14 protein-coding genes are annotated in these 15660 nt (G+C 64.5%); 8 read left to right on the top strand and 6 right to left on the bottom strand.

Annotation, left to right across the window (positions count from 1 at the left end):
- Positions 1 to 14 precede the first annotated feature (14 nt).
- Positions 15 to 596 carry a recombinase family protein gene (locus IY145_RS22740; RefSeq protein WP_196410278.1) on the top strand — a complete coding sequence of 194 codons (582 nt, stop codon included), beginning with the start codon at positions 15 to 17 and terminating at the stop codon, positions 594 to 596.
- A gap of 71 nt (positions 597 to 667) precedes the next feature.
- Here IY145_RS22740 and glpX read toward each other — a convergent pair whose 3' ends face one another.
- From glpX to IY145_RS22725, 3 genes are all read right to left on the bottom strand, one after another.
- The gene (gene glpX / locus IY145_RS22735) at positions 668 to 1663 is read right to left on the bottom strand and encodes a class II fructose-bisphosphatase (RefSeq protein WP_196410277.1); all 996 of its coding nucleotides are present in this window, start codon (positions 1661 to 1663) and stop codon (positions 668 to 670) included.
- Positions 1664 to 1686: 23 nt separating this feature from the next.
- A complete protein-coding gene (locus IY145_RS22730) occupies positions 1687 to 2994 on the bottom strand; it encodes a homoserine dehydrogenase (RefSeq protein WP_196410276.1) in 1308 nt (435 codons plus the stop codon).
- A 167-nt stretch (positions 2995 to 3161) separates the two neighbouring features.
- Complete coding sequence (locus IY145_RS22725; protein ID WP_196410275.1) at positions 3162 to 3428, bottom strand: hypothetical protein; 267 nt, start codon at positions 3426 to 3428, stop codon at positions 3162 to 3164.
- 586 nt (positions 3429 to 4014) lie between these two features.
- On the opposite strand from IY145_RS22725, the gene cysS reads away from it, so the two are divergent.
- The 4 genes from cysS to cimA all read left to right on the top strand — a co-directional run bounded on the left by cysS (position 4015) and on the right by cimA (position 7717).
- Positions 4015 to 5379 carry a cysteine--tRNA ligase gene (cysS, locus tag IY145_RS22720; RefSeq protein WP_196410274.1) on the top strand — a complete coding sequence of 455 codons (1365 nt, stop codon included), beginning with the start codon at positions 4015 to 4017 and terminating at the stop codon, positions 5377 to 5379.
- Between the two features lie 105 nt (positions 5380 to 5484).
- Positions 5485 to 5619: a hypothetical protein gene (locus tag IY145_RS26210; protein WP_281433679.1), complete on the top strand. Its 135-nt coding sequence runs from the start codon at positions 5485 to 5487 to the stop codon at positions 5617 to 5619.
- A gap of 2 nt (positions 5620 to 5621) precedes the next feature.
- Positions 5622 to 6125: a GNAT family N-acetyltransferase gene (locus IY145_RS22715; RefSeq protein WP_196410273.1), complete on the top strand. Its 504-nt coding sequence runs from the start codon at positions 5622 to 5624 to the stop codon at positions 6123 to 6125.
- Positions 6122 to 7717, top strand: a complete 1596-nt coding sequence (gene cimA, locus IY145_RS22710) for a citramalate synthase (RefSeq protein ID WP_196410272.1) — start codon at positions 6122 to 6124, stop codon at positions 7715 to 7717. Before IY145_RS22715 ends, cimA begins: the two co-directional genes overlap by 4 nt.
- Before the next feature lie 176 nt (positions 7718 to 7893).
- Here the strand turns inward: cimA and IY145_RS22705 are convergent, their stop codons facing one another.
- Positions 7894 to 8499: a TIGR00730 family Rossman fold protein gene (locus IY145_RS22705; protein ID WP_196410682.1), complete on the bottom strand. Its 606-nt coding sequence runs from the start codon at positions 8497 to 8499 to the stop codon at positions 7894 to 7896.
- Between the two features lie 149 nt (positions 8500 to 8648).
- Between IY145_RS22705 and IY145_RS22700 the strand changes: the two genes are divergently transcribed.
- Positions 8649 to 10565 carry an ABC transporter ATP-binding protein/permease gene (locus tag IY145_RS22700; RefSeq protein WP_196410271.1) on the top strand — a complete coding sequence of 639 codons (1917 nt, stop codon included), beginning with the start codon at positions 8649 to 8651 and terminating at the stop codon, positions 10563 to 10565.
- A gap of 26 nt (positions 10566 to 10591) precedes the next feature.
- Here IY145_RS22700 and IY145_RS22695 read toward each other — a convergent pair whose 3' ends face one another.
- Entirely contained in the window at positions 10592 to 11812 is a 1221-nt protein-coding gene (locus IY145_RS22695) for an MFS transporter (RefSeq protein ID WP_196410270.1), read from the bottom strand.
- 99 nt (positions 11813 to 11911) lie between these two features.
- Here IY145_RS22695 and IY145_RS22690 point away from each other — a divergent pair, with 99 nt between their 5' ends.
- Together IY145_RS22690 and uvrB are read left to right on the top strand one after the other, a co-directional pair.
- Entirely contained in the window at positions 11912 to 12424 is a 513-nt protein-coding gene (locus tag IY145_RS22690) for a MarR family winged helix-turn-helix transcriptional regulator (RefSeq protein ID WP_196410269.1), read from the top strand.
- 66 nt (positions 12425 to 12490) lie between these two features.
- The gene (gene uvrB / locus IY145_RS22685) at positions 12491 to 14986 is read left to right on the top strand and encodes an excinuclease ABC subunit UvrB (RefSeq protein WP_196410268.1); all 2496 of its coding nucleotides are present in this window, start codon (positions 12491 to 12493) and stop codon (positions 14984 to 14986) included.
- Positions 14987 to 15043: 57 nt separating this feature from the next.
- Here uvrB and IY145_RS22680 read toward each other — a convergent pair whose 3' ends face one another.
- Positions 15044 to 15544 carry a hypothetical protein gene (locus IY145_RS22680; RefSeq protein WP_196410267.1) on the bottom strand — a complete coding sequence of 167 codons (501 nt, stop codon included), beginning with the start codon at positions 15542 to 15544 and terminating at the stop codon, positions 15044 to 15046.
- Between the last annotated feature and the right edge of the window lie 116 nt (positions 15545 to 15660).

Genomic DNA, 15660 nt, shown 5'->3' with positions numbered 1-15660 from the left:
CACGAGAACAAATAATGATCGTCGGCTATGCGCGAGTATCGACGGACGAGCAGAAACTCGATCTGCAGATCCAAGCCTTAGAAAAGGTAGGATGTGATGAAATTTTTACAGATCATGGGCGATCAGGACTCGATTTTGGTCGCGCAGGTCTGGAGAAGGCGATGCAAAATTTGAAGTCGGGCGATACTTTGATCGTCTGGCGGCTGGATCGGCTCGGCCGGTCTTTGCCGGCTCTCGTCGTGCTGATGGATCAACTCGGCAAGCGAGGGATCAATTTTCAGTCTCTGACGGAGAACATCAACACGACCTCATCGGGCGGCCGGCTGATGTTCCATATGATGGCGGCGCTGGCCGAGTTCGAGCGCTCCCTCATCAGCGAGAGAACGCGGGCGGGGCTGTCCGCCGCGCGCGCGCGCGGCTGCACGCTCGGCCGGCCGAAATCGCTCAGCCCTAATCAGATCGCCGACGCCTTCGAAGCCATTCGAGACGAGAAAACGCAGTTGCAGGATGTGGCGGTGGGGCTGGGCGTATCCGTTCGCACGCTCCGGCGGAGCCTGCGCGATGCGTTTCCCGGTCGGAACGGGCAGTTGGGTTAAACAAAAAGCATAGAGTCTTTTCATGTTCCGATGAAACATGAAAAGACTCTAGCGCGCAGCTTCGGCGAATGTCATTCGGCCACGAATTTCCCCGCCACGCGATGCTGGGCGCTGATGCGCCGCACCGTGCCGGTCGAGGAGCGATAGACGAGCGTCTCCGTCTCGATGAAATCCTTGCCGAAGACGACGCCGAAGAGCAATGGCCCGTCGGTGACGCCGGTCGCGCAGACGACGACGTCGCTCGAGGCGAGCTCCTCGATCTCATATTTCTTGCGCGGCTCGAGCACGCCCATCTCCGCCGCCCGCGCGACCTTGGCCGCGCTGTCGAGCAGCAGGCGCCCCTGCATTTGGCCGCCGACGCAGCGCAGCACGGCCGCCGCCAGCACGCCCTCCGGCGCGCCGCCCGCGCCCAGATACATGTCGACGCCGGTCTCGGCCGGCTGGGCGGTGAAGATGATGCCGGCCACATCGCCGTCGCTGATGAGCCGCACCCGCGCGCCCGCGGCGCGGCATTTGGCGATCAATTCGGCGTGGCGCGGCCGGTCCAATATGCAGACGGTCACATCCTGAGCCGCGACGCCTTTGGCCTCGGCCAGCGCGGCGATATTGGCGCCCGGCTCATTGTCGAGATCGACGATTCCCTTGGGATAGAAGGGGCCGATCGCGATCTTGTCCATATAGACGTCCGGTGCATAGAGCAGCGAGCCCGCCGCGGCGATGGCGACGATGGAGATCGCGCCTGGCATATCCTTGGCGCAGAGCGTCGAGCCCTCGAGCGGGGCGACAGCGAGGTCGACTCGCGGGCCGCCGCCGGCGCCGACCTCCTCGCCGATGAACAGCATGGGGGCCGAGTCGCGCTCGCCCTCGCCGATGACGACGCGGCCGCGAATCGCGAGCTTGTCCAATTCGCTGCGCATCGCGTCCACGGCGGCCTGATCCGCCGCCATCTCATCGCCGCGCCCGCGCCAGCGCGCCGCCGCCACCGCCGCCCGCTCGGTGACGCGGGCGAGCTCGAGGGTCAGATTGCGGTCGAGGGATTTGTCGACGGCCGATGGGGCGCGCGCCATGCCTTTATCTCCGGCGATGCGCTCTATTCGCGCTCGATGCGGATGACTTGCGCCGGCTCGGCGATGGTGCCGTCGGCGTAGATCGCCTCCAGAGCCTCGCGCACCAGGCGCTCCGTCGTCGCATGGGTGATGAGAATCACGCCGACCGGCGACTCGCCGACGCGCCGCGCGGTGCGCGCGCCGTGCTGCATGATGCTCTCCAGCGAAATCTTGCGCTCCGCCATGCGCGTGGCGATGGCGGCGAAGGCGCCGGGCACATCCGGCACCGACAGGCGAATGTAATAGCCGCCCTCGTGCAGCGCCGCCGGCGCGCGCTCGAGCTTGCGCAGCGAGGCGCTCGGCAGACCGAAGGGGGCCGAGCGCACGCCTCTGGCCACATCCGCTATATCGGCGACGACGGCGGAAGCCGTGGCGTCGCCGCCGGCGCCGGGGCCGACGAGCGTCAGCTCATGCACCGCGTCGGCGTCTATGGTGACGGCGTTGGTGACGCCCATCACCTGGGCGATCGCCGTCGTCTTGCGCACCATGGTCGGATGCACGCGCTGCTCTATGCCCTGCGCCGTGCGCTGGGCGACGCCGAGCAGCTTGATGCGGAAGCCGAGCTCGCCCGCGGCGTCGATATCGGCCAAGGTGACGCGCTCTATGCCTTCGATCTCGACGGCCTCGGGCGCGATGCGTGCGCCGAAGGCGAGCGAGGCGAGAATGGACAATTTATGCGCCGTGTCGAAGCCGCCTATGTCGAAGGTCGGATCGGCCTCGGCGTAGCCCAAGCGCTGCGCCTCCTTCAGGCATTCCTCGAAGGAGAGGCGCTCCGCCTCCATGCGGGACAGGATGTAATTGCAGGTGCCGTTGAGAATGCCGTAGACGCGCTCGATCGAATTGCCGGCGAGCCCCTCCCGCAACGTCTTGACGATGGGGATGCCGCCGGCGACCGAGGCCTCGAAGGCGAGCGCGACATGGCGGCTCTCGGCGAGCTCGGCGAGCGCCGAGCCATGCGCGGAGAGCAGCGCCTTATTGGCGGTGACGACGGATTTGCCCTTGGCGAGCGCCGTCTCGACGCTGAGGCGCGCCGGCCCCTCGGCGCCGCCGATGAGCTCGACGAAAAGGTCGATGGCGTCGGAGGCGGCGAGGGCGACCGGATCGTCATGGAAGGTCGCGCCGCCGAGGTCGACGCCGCGGTCCTTGCCGGGATCGCGGGCGGAAACGGCCGTGACGACGATGTCGCGCCCCGTGCGGCCCGCGAGCGCCTGCGCCTGCCGCTGCAGGAGCCGCACGACAGAAGCGCCCACCGTGCCCAAGCCCGCGACGCCGACGCGCAAGATTTCCGCCATTTGACACTGTTCCGGACAAAGAGTTCGCGCCGCGACGCGAGGCCCCGGCGCGGGCTGTTGTGACTTATTCCGGCGGGCGGATCAAGGAAAGCCTTCCCGGGGGCGGCGCGCCGAACGCGAGCGGCGGCGCGCCGAATCATGGACCTCGGCGGTTCAGCGCCGGCCGGTCAGCAGCCGCATTTGGCCTCGCAGGACGTCTTCTCGACCTTGGCCTTGTCGATATTGCCATTATAGGCCTGCGTCGCCTTGATCCAGACTTCGTCACAGCTCTCCATGCAATGGGCCTGCTTGTCGTCTCCACGCATGTCGCAGCTCACTTTTTCGACGAATCGCGGGGAGAAGAGATCGCCCAACCGATAGGGATTGGCCCGAGCGACGCTCGCGCCGGCTGCGGCGGCGACCAGGGCGAGTGTGACGACGAGGCGTATTTTCATTTCGTTTCCTCCATTTGCGGGCGCTCGAAACGCCGCTCGCGCCGATCGCGAGGCCGACGAGGCCTTCTTCTTTCGTTTTCATTCGAGCCGCCTTCGACCTGCGGGATGGGCGAAGGCGGCTCGATCGACCGGGGAGCGCGCCTCCGGCGACGAGAAGCGACAGCGACGCGCGCCCCCGGCCCGCATCGCCGCGCTCTCTCCGGATCGACCGCTTCGAGAGGGATCAACGGGCGGCCGCCGGAGGAAGAGCGAGGATGCGAACAGGCGCAATCGACGATGCGGGCCGGCATCGGCAATTACATCGTTCTACGAGATATTTCCTATCGTAGAACGATATATATAGCAAGCCCGCGCTCGCGTCCGGCGAGGCGTCGCGGAGAAGCCGCGGCGAATTCGGGACAGTCGATCGGGACTGCGACTTGACGGACGGCCGGGGAGCGAGCATGTTAAGGCCCATGATGAGCACGCTCCGTTCCTGCATCCTTTGTCGGATCATTATCAGCTAGCGCAAAAGCTGGCCGGAGCCGTCACGTCCCTCGCTATGACACGCAATGACGCCCCGGGCCGGCAGGCCGAGGGGAAATTCATGTCGTCCGACGCTCCCGTTCTGAAGCTCTACAATACGCTGACGCGCGCCAAGGAGGAGTTTCGTCCTCTCGATCCGGCGAATGTGCGAATGTATGTCTGCGGCCCCACCGTCTATGACTACGCCCATATCGGCAATGCGCGGCCGATCATCGTCTTCGACGTGCTGTTTCGCCTGCTGCGTCATCTCTATGGCGCGGATCATGTGACTTATGTCCGCAACATCACCGACGTCGACGACAAGATCAACGCCCGCGCCGCCGAGCGTGGAATCACGATCCGCGAGCTGACCGAGGGCACCAATAAAATCTTCCAGGAGGATGTGAAGGCGCTCGGCTGCCTCGAGCCGAGCGTGCAGCCGCGCGCCACCGAGCATATTCTGGAGATGATCGCGATCATCGAGAAGCTCGTCGCCGCCGGCCACGCCTATGCCGCGGACGGGCATGTGCTGTTCGACGTGCCGTCGATGGCGGATTATGGCCGGCTGTCGCGTCGTCCCCTGGACGAGATGATCGCCGGCGCACGCGTCGATGTCGCGCCCTATAAGCGCGGCGACATGGATTTCGTGCTGTGGAAACCCTCCAAGGAGAGCGAGCCGGGTTGGGACTCGCCCTGGGGACGCGGGCGTCCCGGCTGGCATCTCGAATGCTCGGCCATGTCGTGGAAACATTTGGGCGAGATCTTCGACATTCATGGCGGCGGCGTCGATCTCGTCTTTCCACATCACGAGAACGAGATCGCGCAGACGCGCTGCGCCTTCGGTCATGAGGCGATGGCGAATTATTGGATGCACAATGGCTTCCTGCAGGTCGAGGGCGAGAAAATGTCCAAGAGCCTGGGGAATTTCGTGACCATCCATGAGCTGCTGCACACGGAGAATTTCGGCGGGCGGAAATGGCCGGGCGAAGTGCTGCGCCTCGCTATGTTGCGCACGCATTATCGCCAGCCGATCGATTTTACCGTGAAGGCGCTGGAGGAGGCGGAAGCGAGCCTGCGCAAATGGAGCGCGCAGATCGGTGAGGCGTCGAGCGCGCCTGCTGCATCCAGCGAGATATCGAACGCGCTCGCAGACGATCTCAACACGCCTCTCGCGCTCGCCGCTCTGCATGAGCTCGATGCGGCGAGGCTCGACGGCGCATTGAAGCTCTTCGGCATAGACATTCGCGCCTACCGGGGCTGGGTCGATGGGGAGACGAAGCAAGCAGTGGATGCGGAAAAAGTGTCGTCACTGATATCGACGCGCCTCGCCGCCCGCGCCGCCAAGAACTGGGCCGAGTCCGACCGCATTCGCGACGCGCTGGCGGCGATGGGCGTCGCGCTCAAGGACAATAAGGATGGAACGACGACATGGGAGGTGAAGCGATGACGCTTCATGAGTCCCGATCGATCTACAACCATCATGACGCGCGCCCCTTCTCCCGCAAGCGGGAGAAGGAGACGCGCACAAAAATCACGAGAGGAGACCACGCCCATGCGTAGAAACGACTGGCGCCGATTTCTTCCCTTTCCGGGGCATTGGGCGTCCTATCTCGTGTTCAAGCTCATCATCCTCGCGCTCGCCGCCATCGCCGCGTGGCATGTGCTCGCCGCCTTCGAGATCATCTAGCCATGGCGCGCGCCGCCTCCATCCCCGGCCTGCGGCCCTTGCTGCCGACCGACGCGCCTCGGCTCGCCGAGCTGTTTCGCGCGAGCGTCGAGACGCTCGCGGCGGAGGATTACGACGAGGATCAGCGTTCCGCCTGGGCCGCCGCGGCCGATGACGCGGAGGCTTTCGCCAATAAGCTCGCGGGAGCGCTCACCATCGTCGCCTCGCTCGATGGCGAGCTCGCGGGCTTTGCCGCGCTGCGCGAGAATAAGCTCTTCGACATGCTCTATGTGCATCCGCGCGCTGCGCGGCGGGGCGTGGGGTCGGCGCTCGCCGACGCCCTGGAAAAACTCGCCGCCGCGCGTGGGGCGCGCGAGATCAGCGTCGACGCTTCCGACGCGGCGAAGGATTTCTTCGCCCAGCGCGGCTATGTCGCCTATCAGCGCAACATGCGCGAGCTGCGCGGCGAATGGCTCGCCAACACCACGATGAAAAAGACACTCGAGAGCAAGGCTGAGACGAAATGACACGGGAGAGGCTGACGCTCTTCGACACCACGCTGCGCGACGGCGCACAGACGACAGGCGTCGATTTTTCGCTCGACGACAAGCGCCAGATCGCCGGTCTGCTCGACGAGCTCGGCCTCGATTACATCGAGGGCGGCTATCCGGGCGCCAATCCGCTCGACACGGAATTCTTCGCGACGCGCCCGCGATTGAAGGCGCGCTTCGCCGCCTTCGGCATGACGCGGCGACAAGGCCGCTCGGCGTCCAACGACCCCGGCGTCGCCGCGCTGCTCGACGCCGATTGCGATTGCGTGACCTTCGTCGCGAAGGCCTGGGATTATCAGGTGCGCGTCGCGCTGCGCTCGACGCTCGAGGACAATCTCGACGGCATTCGGCAATCGGTCGCCGCAGCCGTCGCGCGCGGCAAGGAAGCGCTCGTCGATTGCGAACATTTCTTCGACGGCTATAAGGACAATCGCGATTATGCGCTGGCCTGCGCCAATGCCGCGCATGAGGCCGGCGCGAGATGGATCGTGCTGTGCGACACCAATGGCGGCTCGCAGCCGCATGAGGTGGAGCGCATCGTCTCCGAGGTCGCGCGCGTCATTCCCGGCGAGAAGCTCGGCATTCACGCTCACGATGATACGGGGCAGGCGGTCGCCGTCTCGCTCGCCGCGGTGCGCGGCGGCGCGCGGCAGATTCAGGGCGCTTTGAATGGCCTCGGCGAGCGCTGTGGCAACGCCAATCTCACGACGCTCATCGGCACGCTGCTGCTCAAGAGCGAGTTCTCGGATCGCTTCGAGATCGGCGTGACGCGCGACAGCCTCACGCATCTGACGCGCACGAGCCATGCGCTCGACGAGCTGCTCAATCGCGCGCCCGACCGGCACGCGCCTTATGTCGGCGCCAGCGCCTTCGCCACCAAGGCGGGCATTCACGCTTCCGCTGTGCTGACCGATCCGCGCACCTATGAGCATGTGCCGCCGGAGAGCGTCGGCAATCAGCGCCGCGTGCTGGTGTCGGATCAGGCGGGCAAGTCCAATATCGTCGCCGAGCTCGCGCGTCTCGGAATCGCTTTGTCGAAGGACGATCCGCGCCTCACGCGCCTGCTCGACGAGGTGAAGGAGAAGGAGGCGCAAGGCTACGCCTATGAAGGCGCCGACGCATCCTTCTATCTGCTCGCCAAGCGCGTGCTCGGCGAGGTTCCGCATTATTTCGATATCGAACGCTACAGCGTGGCCGTCGATCGTCGCTTCGGCGCCAATCTCGGCGTCGAGGAGGCGGGCGCGGAGGCGATCGTCAAGCTGCGCATCGACGGTCGTTCGACGATCTCCGCCGCCGAAGGCAATGGCCCGATCAATGCGCTGGACGTCGCTCTGCGCAAGGATCTCGGCAAATATCAATCCTTCATCGAGGATGTGCGGCTCGTCGACTATCGCGTGCGCGTGTTCCAGGGCGGCACCGATGCGGTGACGCGCGTGCTCGTCGAATGCGCGGACGCCAAAGGCGATATCTGGTCGACCGTGGGCGTCTCGCCCAATGTCGTCGACGCGTCTTTCGAGGCGCTGGTCGACGCCATCGTCTATAAGCTGGTGAGGTCCGGCGCGGTCTAGCCGTTCTTTCCTTCTCCCGCTCGCGGGAGAAGGTGGCCTCGCGAAGCGAGGTCGGATGAGGGCCGGCGCCGTAGCGAAAAGCTCAATGAATTTCCGCGAACCGCAGCAGCCCTCATCCGACCCGACTTCGTCGGGCCACCTTGTCCCATTTCATGGGAGAAGGAAGCGCGCTGCATTCAAAAATGCTGCTCAATGGCTTTCTCGTCGCCTTCGCTCTTGGCGACGCGTGTCGCGCGCAGCATGGGGATCACATCCTCTATGCGCTCGGCGACCATATAGCGCACCTCATAGCCCGGGCGGATGAAGCCGGCGTTATGCATATGCGCGAACAGCGACAAAAGCGGCTTCCAGAAGCCGCCTATGTCGGCGATGACGAGCGGCTTGCTGTGGCGGCCGAGCTGAATCCAGGTCAATTGCTCGGTCAGCTCCTCGAGCGTGCCGATGCCGCCGGGAAGCGCCACGAAAGCGTCCGACTTCTCGAACATCAGACGCTTGCGCGTATGCATGTCCGGCACGACTTGAAGATCGGTGACCGAGGAGAGGGCGATCTCGCGCTCGTCGAGAAAGCTCGGAATGATTCCGGTGACCTTGCCGCCCTGCGCGAGCGCGGCCTGGGCGACGGCGCCCATCAGGCCGCAAGAGCCGCCGCCGAAGACGAGCTCGATTCCCTCGCGCGCGAGCGCGGCGCCGAGTGCTTCCGCGGCGTGGACGAAGACGGGATCGTCGCCGGTCGAGGAGCCGCAATAGACGCAGACGCGTTCGATTTTTCGAATATCGCTCATTTTCATTTGATGGCCCGCCCGAGCACCCGCGTCAAGGCCGCCCGACGCCGGCGGCGTGAGCGGAGCGCTCGTGCGTTGGCGCTCCAAACCACCTATATGAAATCCAGATGTCATTTCGGCGCCTCCATGGCAAGGACTGGAAAAGGATGATGCGACAGGTCGACGGAGAAGAAGAGCAGGCTTTGGCGCAGGTCTCGATACATGGGGTGGTAGAGGAGCTCGAAAAGCCTAGCGGCCGGGAGTCCGTCATCGGGACCATTCGCAACCTCTGGCCCTATATATGGCCGAAAGGGCGGCGCGACCTCGAGCGACGCGTCCTCATCGCGCTCGCTCTGCTCATTGTCGGTAAATTGGTGAATATGGCCGTTCCATTCGCCTTCAAATGGGCGGCGGACAGCCTGACGGCCGACGCGGCCGTCTCGACGATCCTCGGCGGCGCGGTCGGCTTCACCATCCTCTATGGCGTGCTGCGGGCGGTCTATGCGCTCTTGACGCAGGCGCGCGACGCCCTATTCGCCGCTGTCGCCATGCATGCGGTGCGGCGGCTCGCCAATCACGTCTTCGTGCATATGCATCAATTGTCGCTGCGCTTTCACATCGGCCGTAAGACGGGCGGCCTGACCCGCGTGCTGGAGCGCGGCCGCGACGGCATAGAGACGCTCACGCGGCTCGTCATGTCGACGGCTGTTCCGACCATCGTCGAGTTCGCGCTCGTCGTCGGCGTGCTCGTCGTGCAATTCGACTGGGATTATGCGCTCGTCGCGGCGCTGACGATCGCCGCTTTTCTGCTCTACACGCTGATCGCCACCAATTGGCGCATCGCCATCCGCCGCTCGATGAACGAGAGCGACGTCGACGCCAATGTGAAGGCGATCGACAGCCTCTTGAACTATGAGACGGTGAAATATTTCGTCGCCGAACGGCGCGAGGCGGAGCGCTATGACAAATCCATGGCGATCTATGAGAACGCCAGCATACGCTCCTATATATCGCTCGCGCTGCTGAACGCCGGGCAAGCGGTGATTTATACGGTCGGCCTCGCGGTCATCATGATCCTGTGCGTGCAGGGGGTGCGCAGCGGGCGCAACAGCGTCGGCGATTTCGTGCTGGTGAACGCCATGATGATCCAGCTCTATCAGCCGCTCAACTTCATGGGCACGCTCTATCGCGAGACGCGGCAGGCGATCGTCGATATCGAAAAAATGTTCGCCATTTTGTCGCAGCAGCCGGAGATCGCCGATCGGCCGGACGCGCGCGACCTCGAGATTTTGGATGGGCGCGTCGTCTTCGACGACGTCGTCTTCGCCTATGACCGCAAGCGGCCGATTCTGCAGGGCGTGAGCTTCGTCGCCGAGCCTGGCGCGACGATTGCGATCGTGGGCCCTTCGGGGGCGGGAAAGTCGACGATCTCGCGTCTCATGTTCCGCTTCTACGAGCCGCAATCCGGCCGCATCACGATAGACGGGCAAGATATTTCTGCGGTGACGCAGCGCTCGCTGCGCGAGGCGATCGGCATGGTGCCGCAGGATACGGTGCTGTTCAACGACACCATCGCCTATAATATTCGCTATGGCCGCTGGGATGCGAGCATGGAGGAGGTGCGCGAGGCGGCGCAGCTGGCGCAGATCGACAGCTTCATCCGATCGCTTCCGGACGGCTATGAGGCGCAGGTCGGCGAGCGCGGTCTGAAGCTCTCGGGCGGCGAGAAGCAGCGCGTCGCCATTGCGCGCACGATCTTGAAAGGGCCGCCGCTGCTCATTCTCGACGAGGCGACCTCGGCGCTCGACAGTTTCACCGAGCATGAAATTCAGGAGGCGCTGACGCGAGTCTCGCGCGGGCGCACGACGATCGTCATCGCGCATCGTCTGTCGACCGTGGTCGATGCGGATGAAATACTGTTTCTGGATCGCGGCCGCATCGTGGAGCGCGGCACGCATCGCGGCTTGTTGGAGAAGGGCGGCGCCTATGCCGCTTTGTGGCGTCGTCAGCGTCAGGCCGACGAAGTCGAGGAGGCACTGCGACGCGCCGGCGGCGGCGAGGCGCAGCGCGAGCCCGAACAGGTCTGAGCCCGCGAGGATGCGCGGCGACGCGCTCAATCGCGGGATAGTCGCCGGTAGTCGCCCGGCGAGAACCGGCTGGCGATCGCGATCGAGAGAAGAATCGCGACCGCCATCGCTTCCCAGGCTCCGGAAAGATCGGCAAAGCGATCCCTTATCGCGCCTGCGAGAAACGGCGCGAGGCTCGCGACGATATAGCCGCCGCCTTGGACGAAGGCCGCTAGTTCGCCGGCGCGGACGGGATCGTCGACATGATCCAGCGTGACGATCAGCGACAGCGGAAACAATGCGCCAATGCCGAGTCCGAGCAGCAGCGCGGCCGGCGTCGCCAGAGACAGCGGCGAGGCGACGAGACAGACGAGGCCTGCGAATATGCAGAGCAGCACGGCGACGAGCGGCGCGCGGCGATCGGGAAAGCGGCCGATGACGGCGGAAACGCCGAGACCCGCCACGACCTCCGCAACGGTGACGGCGGCGAGCAGATAGCCGCTCATCTCGCGGCTCTGGCCGAGGCTCATGTAATAGGGCGGCAGCCAGGCGAGAACCAGCGTGTAAGCGCCGGTGCCGATCCCGAAGAACAACATCAATGTCCAGGCGCGGCCCTTGCGCCAGAGCGGATCGTGTATGTCATCGGGCGTCGCCTCGGTCGTTCGTGACGCGAGCGGCAGCGCCAGCCAGCCGATCGTCGCGACAACGGCCGGAAGCGCCCAGACCGCGAGGGCGCCGGGCCAGTCGAGCGCTCTCGCCAGTCCGGGCGCCGACGCCGCGGCAAGTGCGGCGCCGCCCATTATGGCGGTGGTGTAGAGTCCCATGGCGCGCCCGACGCCGGCGCCGAAGCGCTCCTTGATGACGCCGGGCAGAAGCGCCTGGATGACGGCGACGCCCAATCCGGCGCCGGCGGCCGTCGACAACATTCCGGATGCGTCGTTCCAAACCGCCCGGCTCGCGCAGGCCAGAGCGATCGTCGCTATTCCCAGAGCAATGATGCGCTTCGTTCCGAAGCGCCGCCGCAGGCGCCCGCCGGCGAAGGCGCCGAGCCCCAGGAGAAAAACAGGCAGCGTGGTGAGAAGCCCCGCTTCGGCCGAAGTCAGCCCGGTGGAGCTTTCGATGAGATCGAGCAGTGGTCCCAGTCCTGCAATGACCGGGCGGAGATTGAGCGCGAGCAGGATGATCGCGGTCAGGATCAGGCCATTGCCGACCGCGCTCGCCGGATGGGACGGACGCGGGTCCAGGGCGTCATCTAATTGTGTAGTCATGAGATTTCTCCGTCGAAAGCCCGGGGTCGAAGGCGATTGCCATCCGATCGCCGGACCGCTACTATCTTTGCACAAAGTATCTTGATATCGAGATATATCATGTCGAATGCCGATAGGTCAGAGGACCGCGCGGCGATCGCCGCCCGCCAATGGCGGAGCGAACGGCCGGATCTGGATTCATTCCCGATGGAGGCGGTGGGCCGGCTGCTCGAGTTGGCGCAGCTCATCGTCCGCGACCGGCTCAACCCTGTGTTCGTCCGCTTCGGACTACAGAATGGCGAGTTCGATGTCCTGGCGACGCTGCGCCGATCGGGTCCGCCTTACGCCTTGACGCCCACGGCGCTCTATGAGGCGACGATGATTTCGTCGGGCGGCATGACCGCGCGCATCGACCGGCTGGAAAAGGCCGGCCATGTCCGGCGCGTCAAACACCCGACGGATCGGCGCGGCACGTTGGTGGCTCTGTCCGACGAAGGCAAGTCGCTGATCGACGACGCCCTATCGATTCATGTCCAGACCGAGCGGACGATACTGGCGGCGCTGAGCGATGACGAGCAGAAGACGCTCGATCGTCTGCTCGCCAAGCTGCTCGCCCGCGTTGAAGGCGAGTGAAATCCGTTTCGTCGGGACTCCTCTTCCCGCTTCCATCCTCGCGCGTCCGGGGTCATATTCGCGGCCATGGCCTCTGCTCCGAAAAAGCCGAAAAACCCCGCCCGCCCGACGCGCGCCAAGGCCGCCAAGCCCGAGGTGTCGCCGATCGCGCCGCATTTGCAGGCGCTGCTCAATCCCGGTCTCGCCGAGCGGCAGGCCGGCTTCGAGGAGGCGCCGCAGGCCGCCTATGACGCCGGCGGGGACGAGGCGCCGGCCGAGACGCTCGACCTCGGAGGTTCGGGCGGCGTGTCGGCGACGATGGAGAGCCTCGAGCAGCTTTTGAAGCTCGGCGATCCGAACCTGCGCGAGACCAAGCCCTGGACGCCGCATCGGCCGGAGCGGCCGCAAAAGAGCGAGGGCGGCGTCAAATTCGACCTCGTCTCCGACTATCAGCCGCGCGGCGACCAGCCGCAGGCGATCGAGGAGCTGGTCGCCGGCATCGAGGCGAATGAGCGCGATCAGGTGCTGCTCGGCGTCACCGGCTCCGGCAAGACTTTCACCATGGCGCAGGTGATTTCGCGCACGCAGCGGCCGGCGCTGGTGCTGGCGCCGAACAAGACGCTCGCCGCTCAGCTCTACGGCGAGTTCAAGAGCTTTTTTCCCAATAACGCCGTCGAATATTTCGTCTCCTATTATGATTATTATCAGCCCGAGGCCTATGTGCCGCGCACCGACACCTATATCGAAAAAGAATCCTCGGTGAATGAGCAGATCGACCGCATGCGCCACGCCGCCACGCGCTCGCTGCTGGAGCGCGACGACGTCATCATCGTCGCCTCCGTGTCCTGCATCTACGGCATTGGCTCGGTCGAGACCTATACGGCGATGACCTTCGGCGTCAGCATGGGCGAGAAGCTGGAGCAGCGCCAGCTCGTCACCGATCTCGTGGCTCTGCAATATCGGCGCATCGGCTCGGATTTCACGCGCGGCACCTTTCGCGTGCGCGGCGATACGGTCGATATTTTCCCGGCCCACTATGAAGACCGTGGCTGGCGCATCTCCTTCTTCGGCGACGAGGTGGAGTCGATCTGCGAATTCGATCCGCTGACGGGAAAGAAGACGCAGGATCTCGAATTCGTGAAGGTCTACGCCAATTCGCATTATGTGACGCCGCGCCCGACGCTGTTGCAATCGATCAAGGCGATCAAGGACGAGCTGCGCGGGCGGCTCGGCGAGCTGAACAACGCCGGGCGCCTCGTCGAGGCGCAGCGATTGGAGCAGCGCACGCGCTATGATCTCGAGATGATGGAGGCGACGGGCTCTTGCGCCGGCATCGAGAATTACTCGCGTTATCTCACCGGGCGCAGGCCCGGCGAGCCGCCGCCGACTTTGTTCGAATATCTGCCGGACAATTCCATCGTCTTCGCGGACGAGAGCCATGTGAGCATTCCGCAGATCGGCGCTATGTATAAGGGCGACTTTCGCCGCAAGGCGACGCTCGCCGAATATGGCTTTCGCCTGCCGTCCTGCATGGACAATCGTCCGCTGCGCTTCGAGGAATGGGACGCGATGCGCCCGCAATCGGTCGCCGTCTCGGCGACGCCGGGCAATTGGGAAATGGAGCGCACGGGCGGCGTCTTCGTCGAGCAGGTCATTCGCCCGACGGGCCTCATCGATCCGCCAGTGGAGATACGTCCCGCGCGCTCGCAGGTCGACGATCTGCTCGGCGAGGTGAAGGAAGTCAGCCAGGCCGGCTATCGCTCGCTCGTCACCGTGCTGACCAAGCGCATGGCGGAAGACCTCACCGAATATCTGCACGAGAATGGCGTGCGCGTGCGCTACATGCATTCGGACATAGACACGATCGAGCGTATCGAGATCATTCGCGATCTGCGCCTCGGCGCTTTCGACGTGCTGGTCGGCATCAACCTGCTGCGCGAAGGATTGGATATTCCCGAATGCGGCTTCGTCGCCATTCTCGACGCCGATAAGGAAGGATTCCTGCGTTCCGAGACCTCGCTGGTGCAGACGATCGGCCGCGCCGCGCGCAATGTCGACGGGCGCGTGATCCTCTATGCGGATCACGTCACCGGCTCGATGAAACGCGCCATGGACGAGACCGACCGCCGCCGCGCCAAGCAGCAGGCCTATAACGCCGAGCATGGCATCACGCCGGCGAGCATAAAGCGCGATATCGCCGATATCTTGGGCTCGCTCGCCGAGCAGGATCATGTGACCGTGGACGCAGGCCTCTCCGAGCTGGCGCCGGGGCACAATATGCAGGCGACGCTCGCCGATCTCGAGAAGCGCATGAAGGCCGCCGCCGCCGATCTCGCCTTCGAGGAGGCTGCGCGTCTGCGCGACGAGATTTCCCGCCTGCAACGCGCCGAGCTTCTCGCCGAGGCCAATCCGTTGATGCGCCCGCGCGGAAGGGGAGGGGAGGCGCCTGCGATCTCCGGCACGCGCGCCCATAAGCCGACCGACGCCGATATGGGGCCGCATAATTTCGGCGGCGGCGAAGCGCGGCCGCTGTCGCGCCCCGCGCCGCGATCCATGGCGGGCAAGGGGAAGCTGAACAAATAGCGAAGTTGGTGAAGGGAAAGCCTAGATAGGCGATCTCTCGTTCGTCTCCTTTATTGGTCAGGTTGAAAAATCACAAACAATTTCGCCGTTGGATCCCTTGGGAATTTTGGCGGAATGACCAAAGGGAGCGCTCTCCGGGTCTGCTTTTAGAGCGTGGTCCGCCGCCGAAACTTCGGTTCCGAAAACGCGCAGCACCGCGGAACGCGGTTCCGAGAATCGAATCCGCCATTGCTGTACGCCGTTTCCATTTCCCACCGCGAACTCCAGCTCTTGCAACTCGAGTCCTCGCCAAAATCCGTCCAGCGGCACCACGACCTGCGTATATTCGCCCTTGTTGACGGATCGCGCTTTGCCAACTCCGGCTCTTATCTCGGGAGGAATTTTTACGCGAACCGACTGGTTTACTTGCGTATTCTTGGAGTCTGCGTCATTGCCGTAGCGATCTCCGATATTTTTATGGAGAGTCGCGAAAGCTTGTGATTGACGACAGCTCGCTGCTTCGTTGAAGAACGCGTCGAAATCGACAGGGTCAGCGTGTAGAGGAGTCACAAAAAGCATAGCGATTCCGCACCACAGACTTCGCATGGCCGCTCTCAATCTATTTTTGTTGAACCTGAGCTATTTGATTTTCCTGGGACTGGCTTGTCAAGGGCGGTGCGGGCGTCCATTCGGCG

It is taken from the genome of Methylosinus sp. H3A, from assembly GCF_015709455.1.
In the GTDB taxonomy this organism is placed as follows: Bacteria; Pseudomonadota; Alphaproteobacteria; order Rhizobiales; family Beijerinckiaceae; genus Methylosinus.
Note: the sequence above shows the minus strand (reverse complement) of the source record. Positions and strands in the feature narration are given on the sequence as shown.

What these genes read in the sequence shown, in the direction of transcription:
- uvrB (WP_196410268.1), top strand. Translation starts at nt 12,491, where the DNA reads ATGGCCTCTGCTCCGAAAAAGCCGAAAAACCCCGCCCGCCCGACGCGC.
- IY145_RS22690 (WP_196410269.1), top strand. Translation starts at nt 11,912, where the DNA reads ATGTCGAATGCCGATAGGTCAGAGGACCGCGCGGCGATCGCCGCCCGC.
- IY145_RS22725 (WP_196410275.1), bottom strand. Translation starts at nt 3,428, where the DNA reads ATGAAAATACGCCTCGTCGTCACACTCGCCCTGGTCGCCGCCGCAGCC.
- cysS (WP_196410274.1), top strand. Translation starts at nt 4,015, where the DNA reads ATGTCGTCCGACGCTCCCGTTCTGAAGCTCTACAATACGCTGACGCGC.
- IY145_RS22705 (WP_196410682.1), bottom strand. Translation starts at nt 8,499, where the DNA reads ATGAGCGATATTCGAAAAATCGAACGCGTCTGCGTCTATTGCGGCTCC.
- IY145_RS22680 (WP_196410267.1), bottom strand. Translation starts at nt 15,544, where the DNA reads ATGCTTTTTGTGACTCCTCTACACGCTGACCCTGTCGATTTCGACGCG.
- IY145_RS26210 (WP_281433679.1), top strand. Translation starts at nt 5,485, where the DNA reads ATGCGTAGAAACGACTGGCGCCGATTTCTTCCCTTTCCGGGGCATTGG.
- glpX (WP_196410277.1), bottom strand. Translation starts at nt 1,663, where the DNA reads ATGGCGCGCGCCCCATCGGCCGTCGACAAATCCCTCGACCGCAATCTG.
- IY145_RS22715 (WP_196410273.1), top strand. Translation starts at nt 5,622, where the DNA reads ATGGCGCGCGCCGCCTCCATCCCCGGCCTGCGGCCCTTGCTGCCGACC.
- IY145_RS22730 (WP_196410276.1), bottom strand. Translation starts at nt 2,994, where the DNA reads ATGGCGGAAATCTTGCGCGTCGGCGTCGCGGGCTTGGGCACGGTGGGC.
- IY145_RS22695 (WP_196410270.1), bottom strand. Translation starts at nt 11,812, where the DNA reads ATGACTACACAATTAGATGACGCCCTGGACCCGCGTCCGTCCCATCCG.
- IY145_RS22740 (WP_196410278.1), top strand. Translation starts at nt 15, where the DNA reads ATGATCGTCGGCTATGCGCGAGTATCGACGGACGAGCAGAAACTCGAT.
- cimA (WP_196410272.1), top strand. Translation starts at nt 6,122, where the DNA reads ATGACACGGGAGAGGCTGACGCTCTTCGACACCACGCTGCGCGACGGC.
- IY145_RS22700 (WP_196410271.1), top strand. Translation starts at nt 8,649, where the DNA reads ATGCGACAGGTCGACGGAGAAGAAGAGCAGGCTTTGGCGCAGGTCTCG.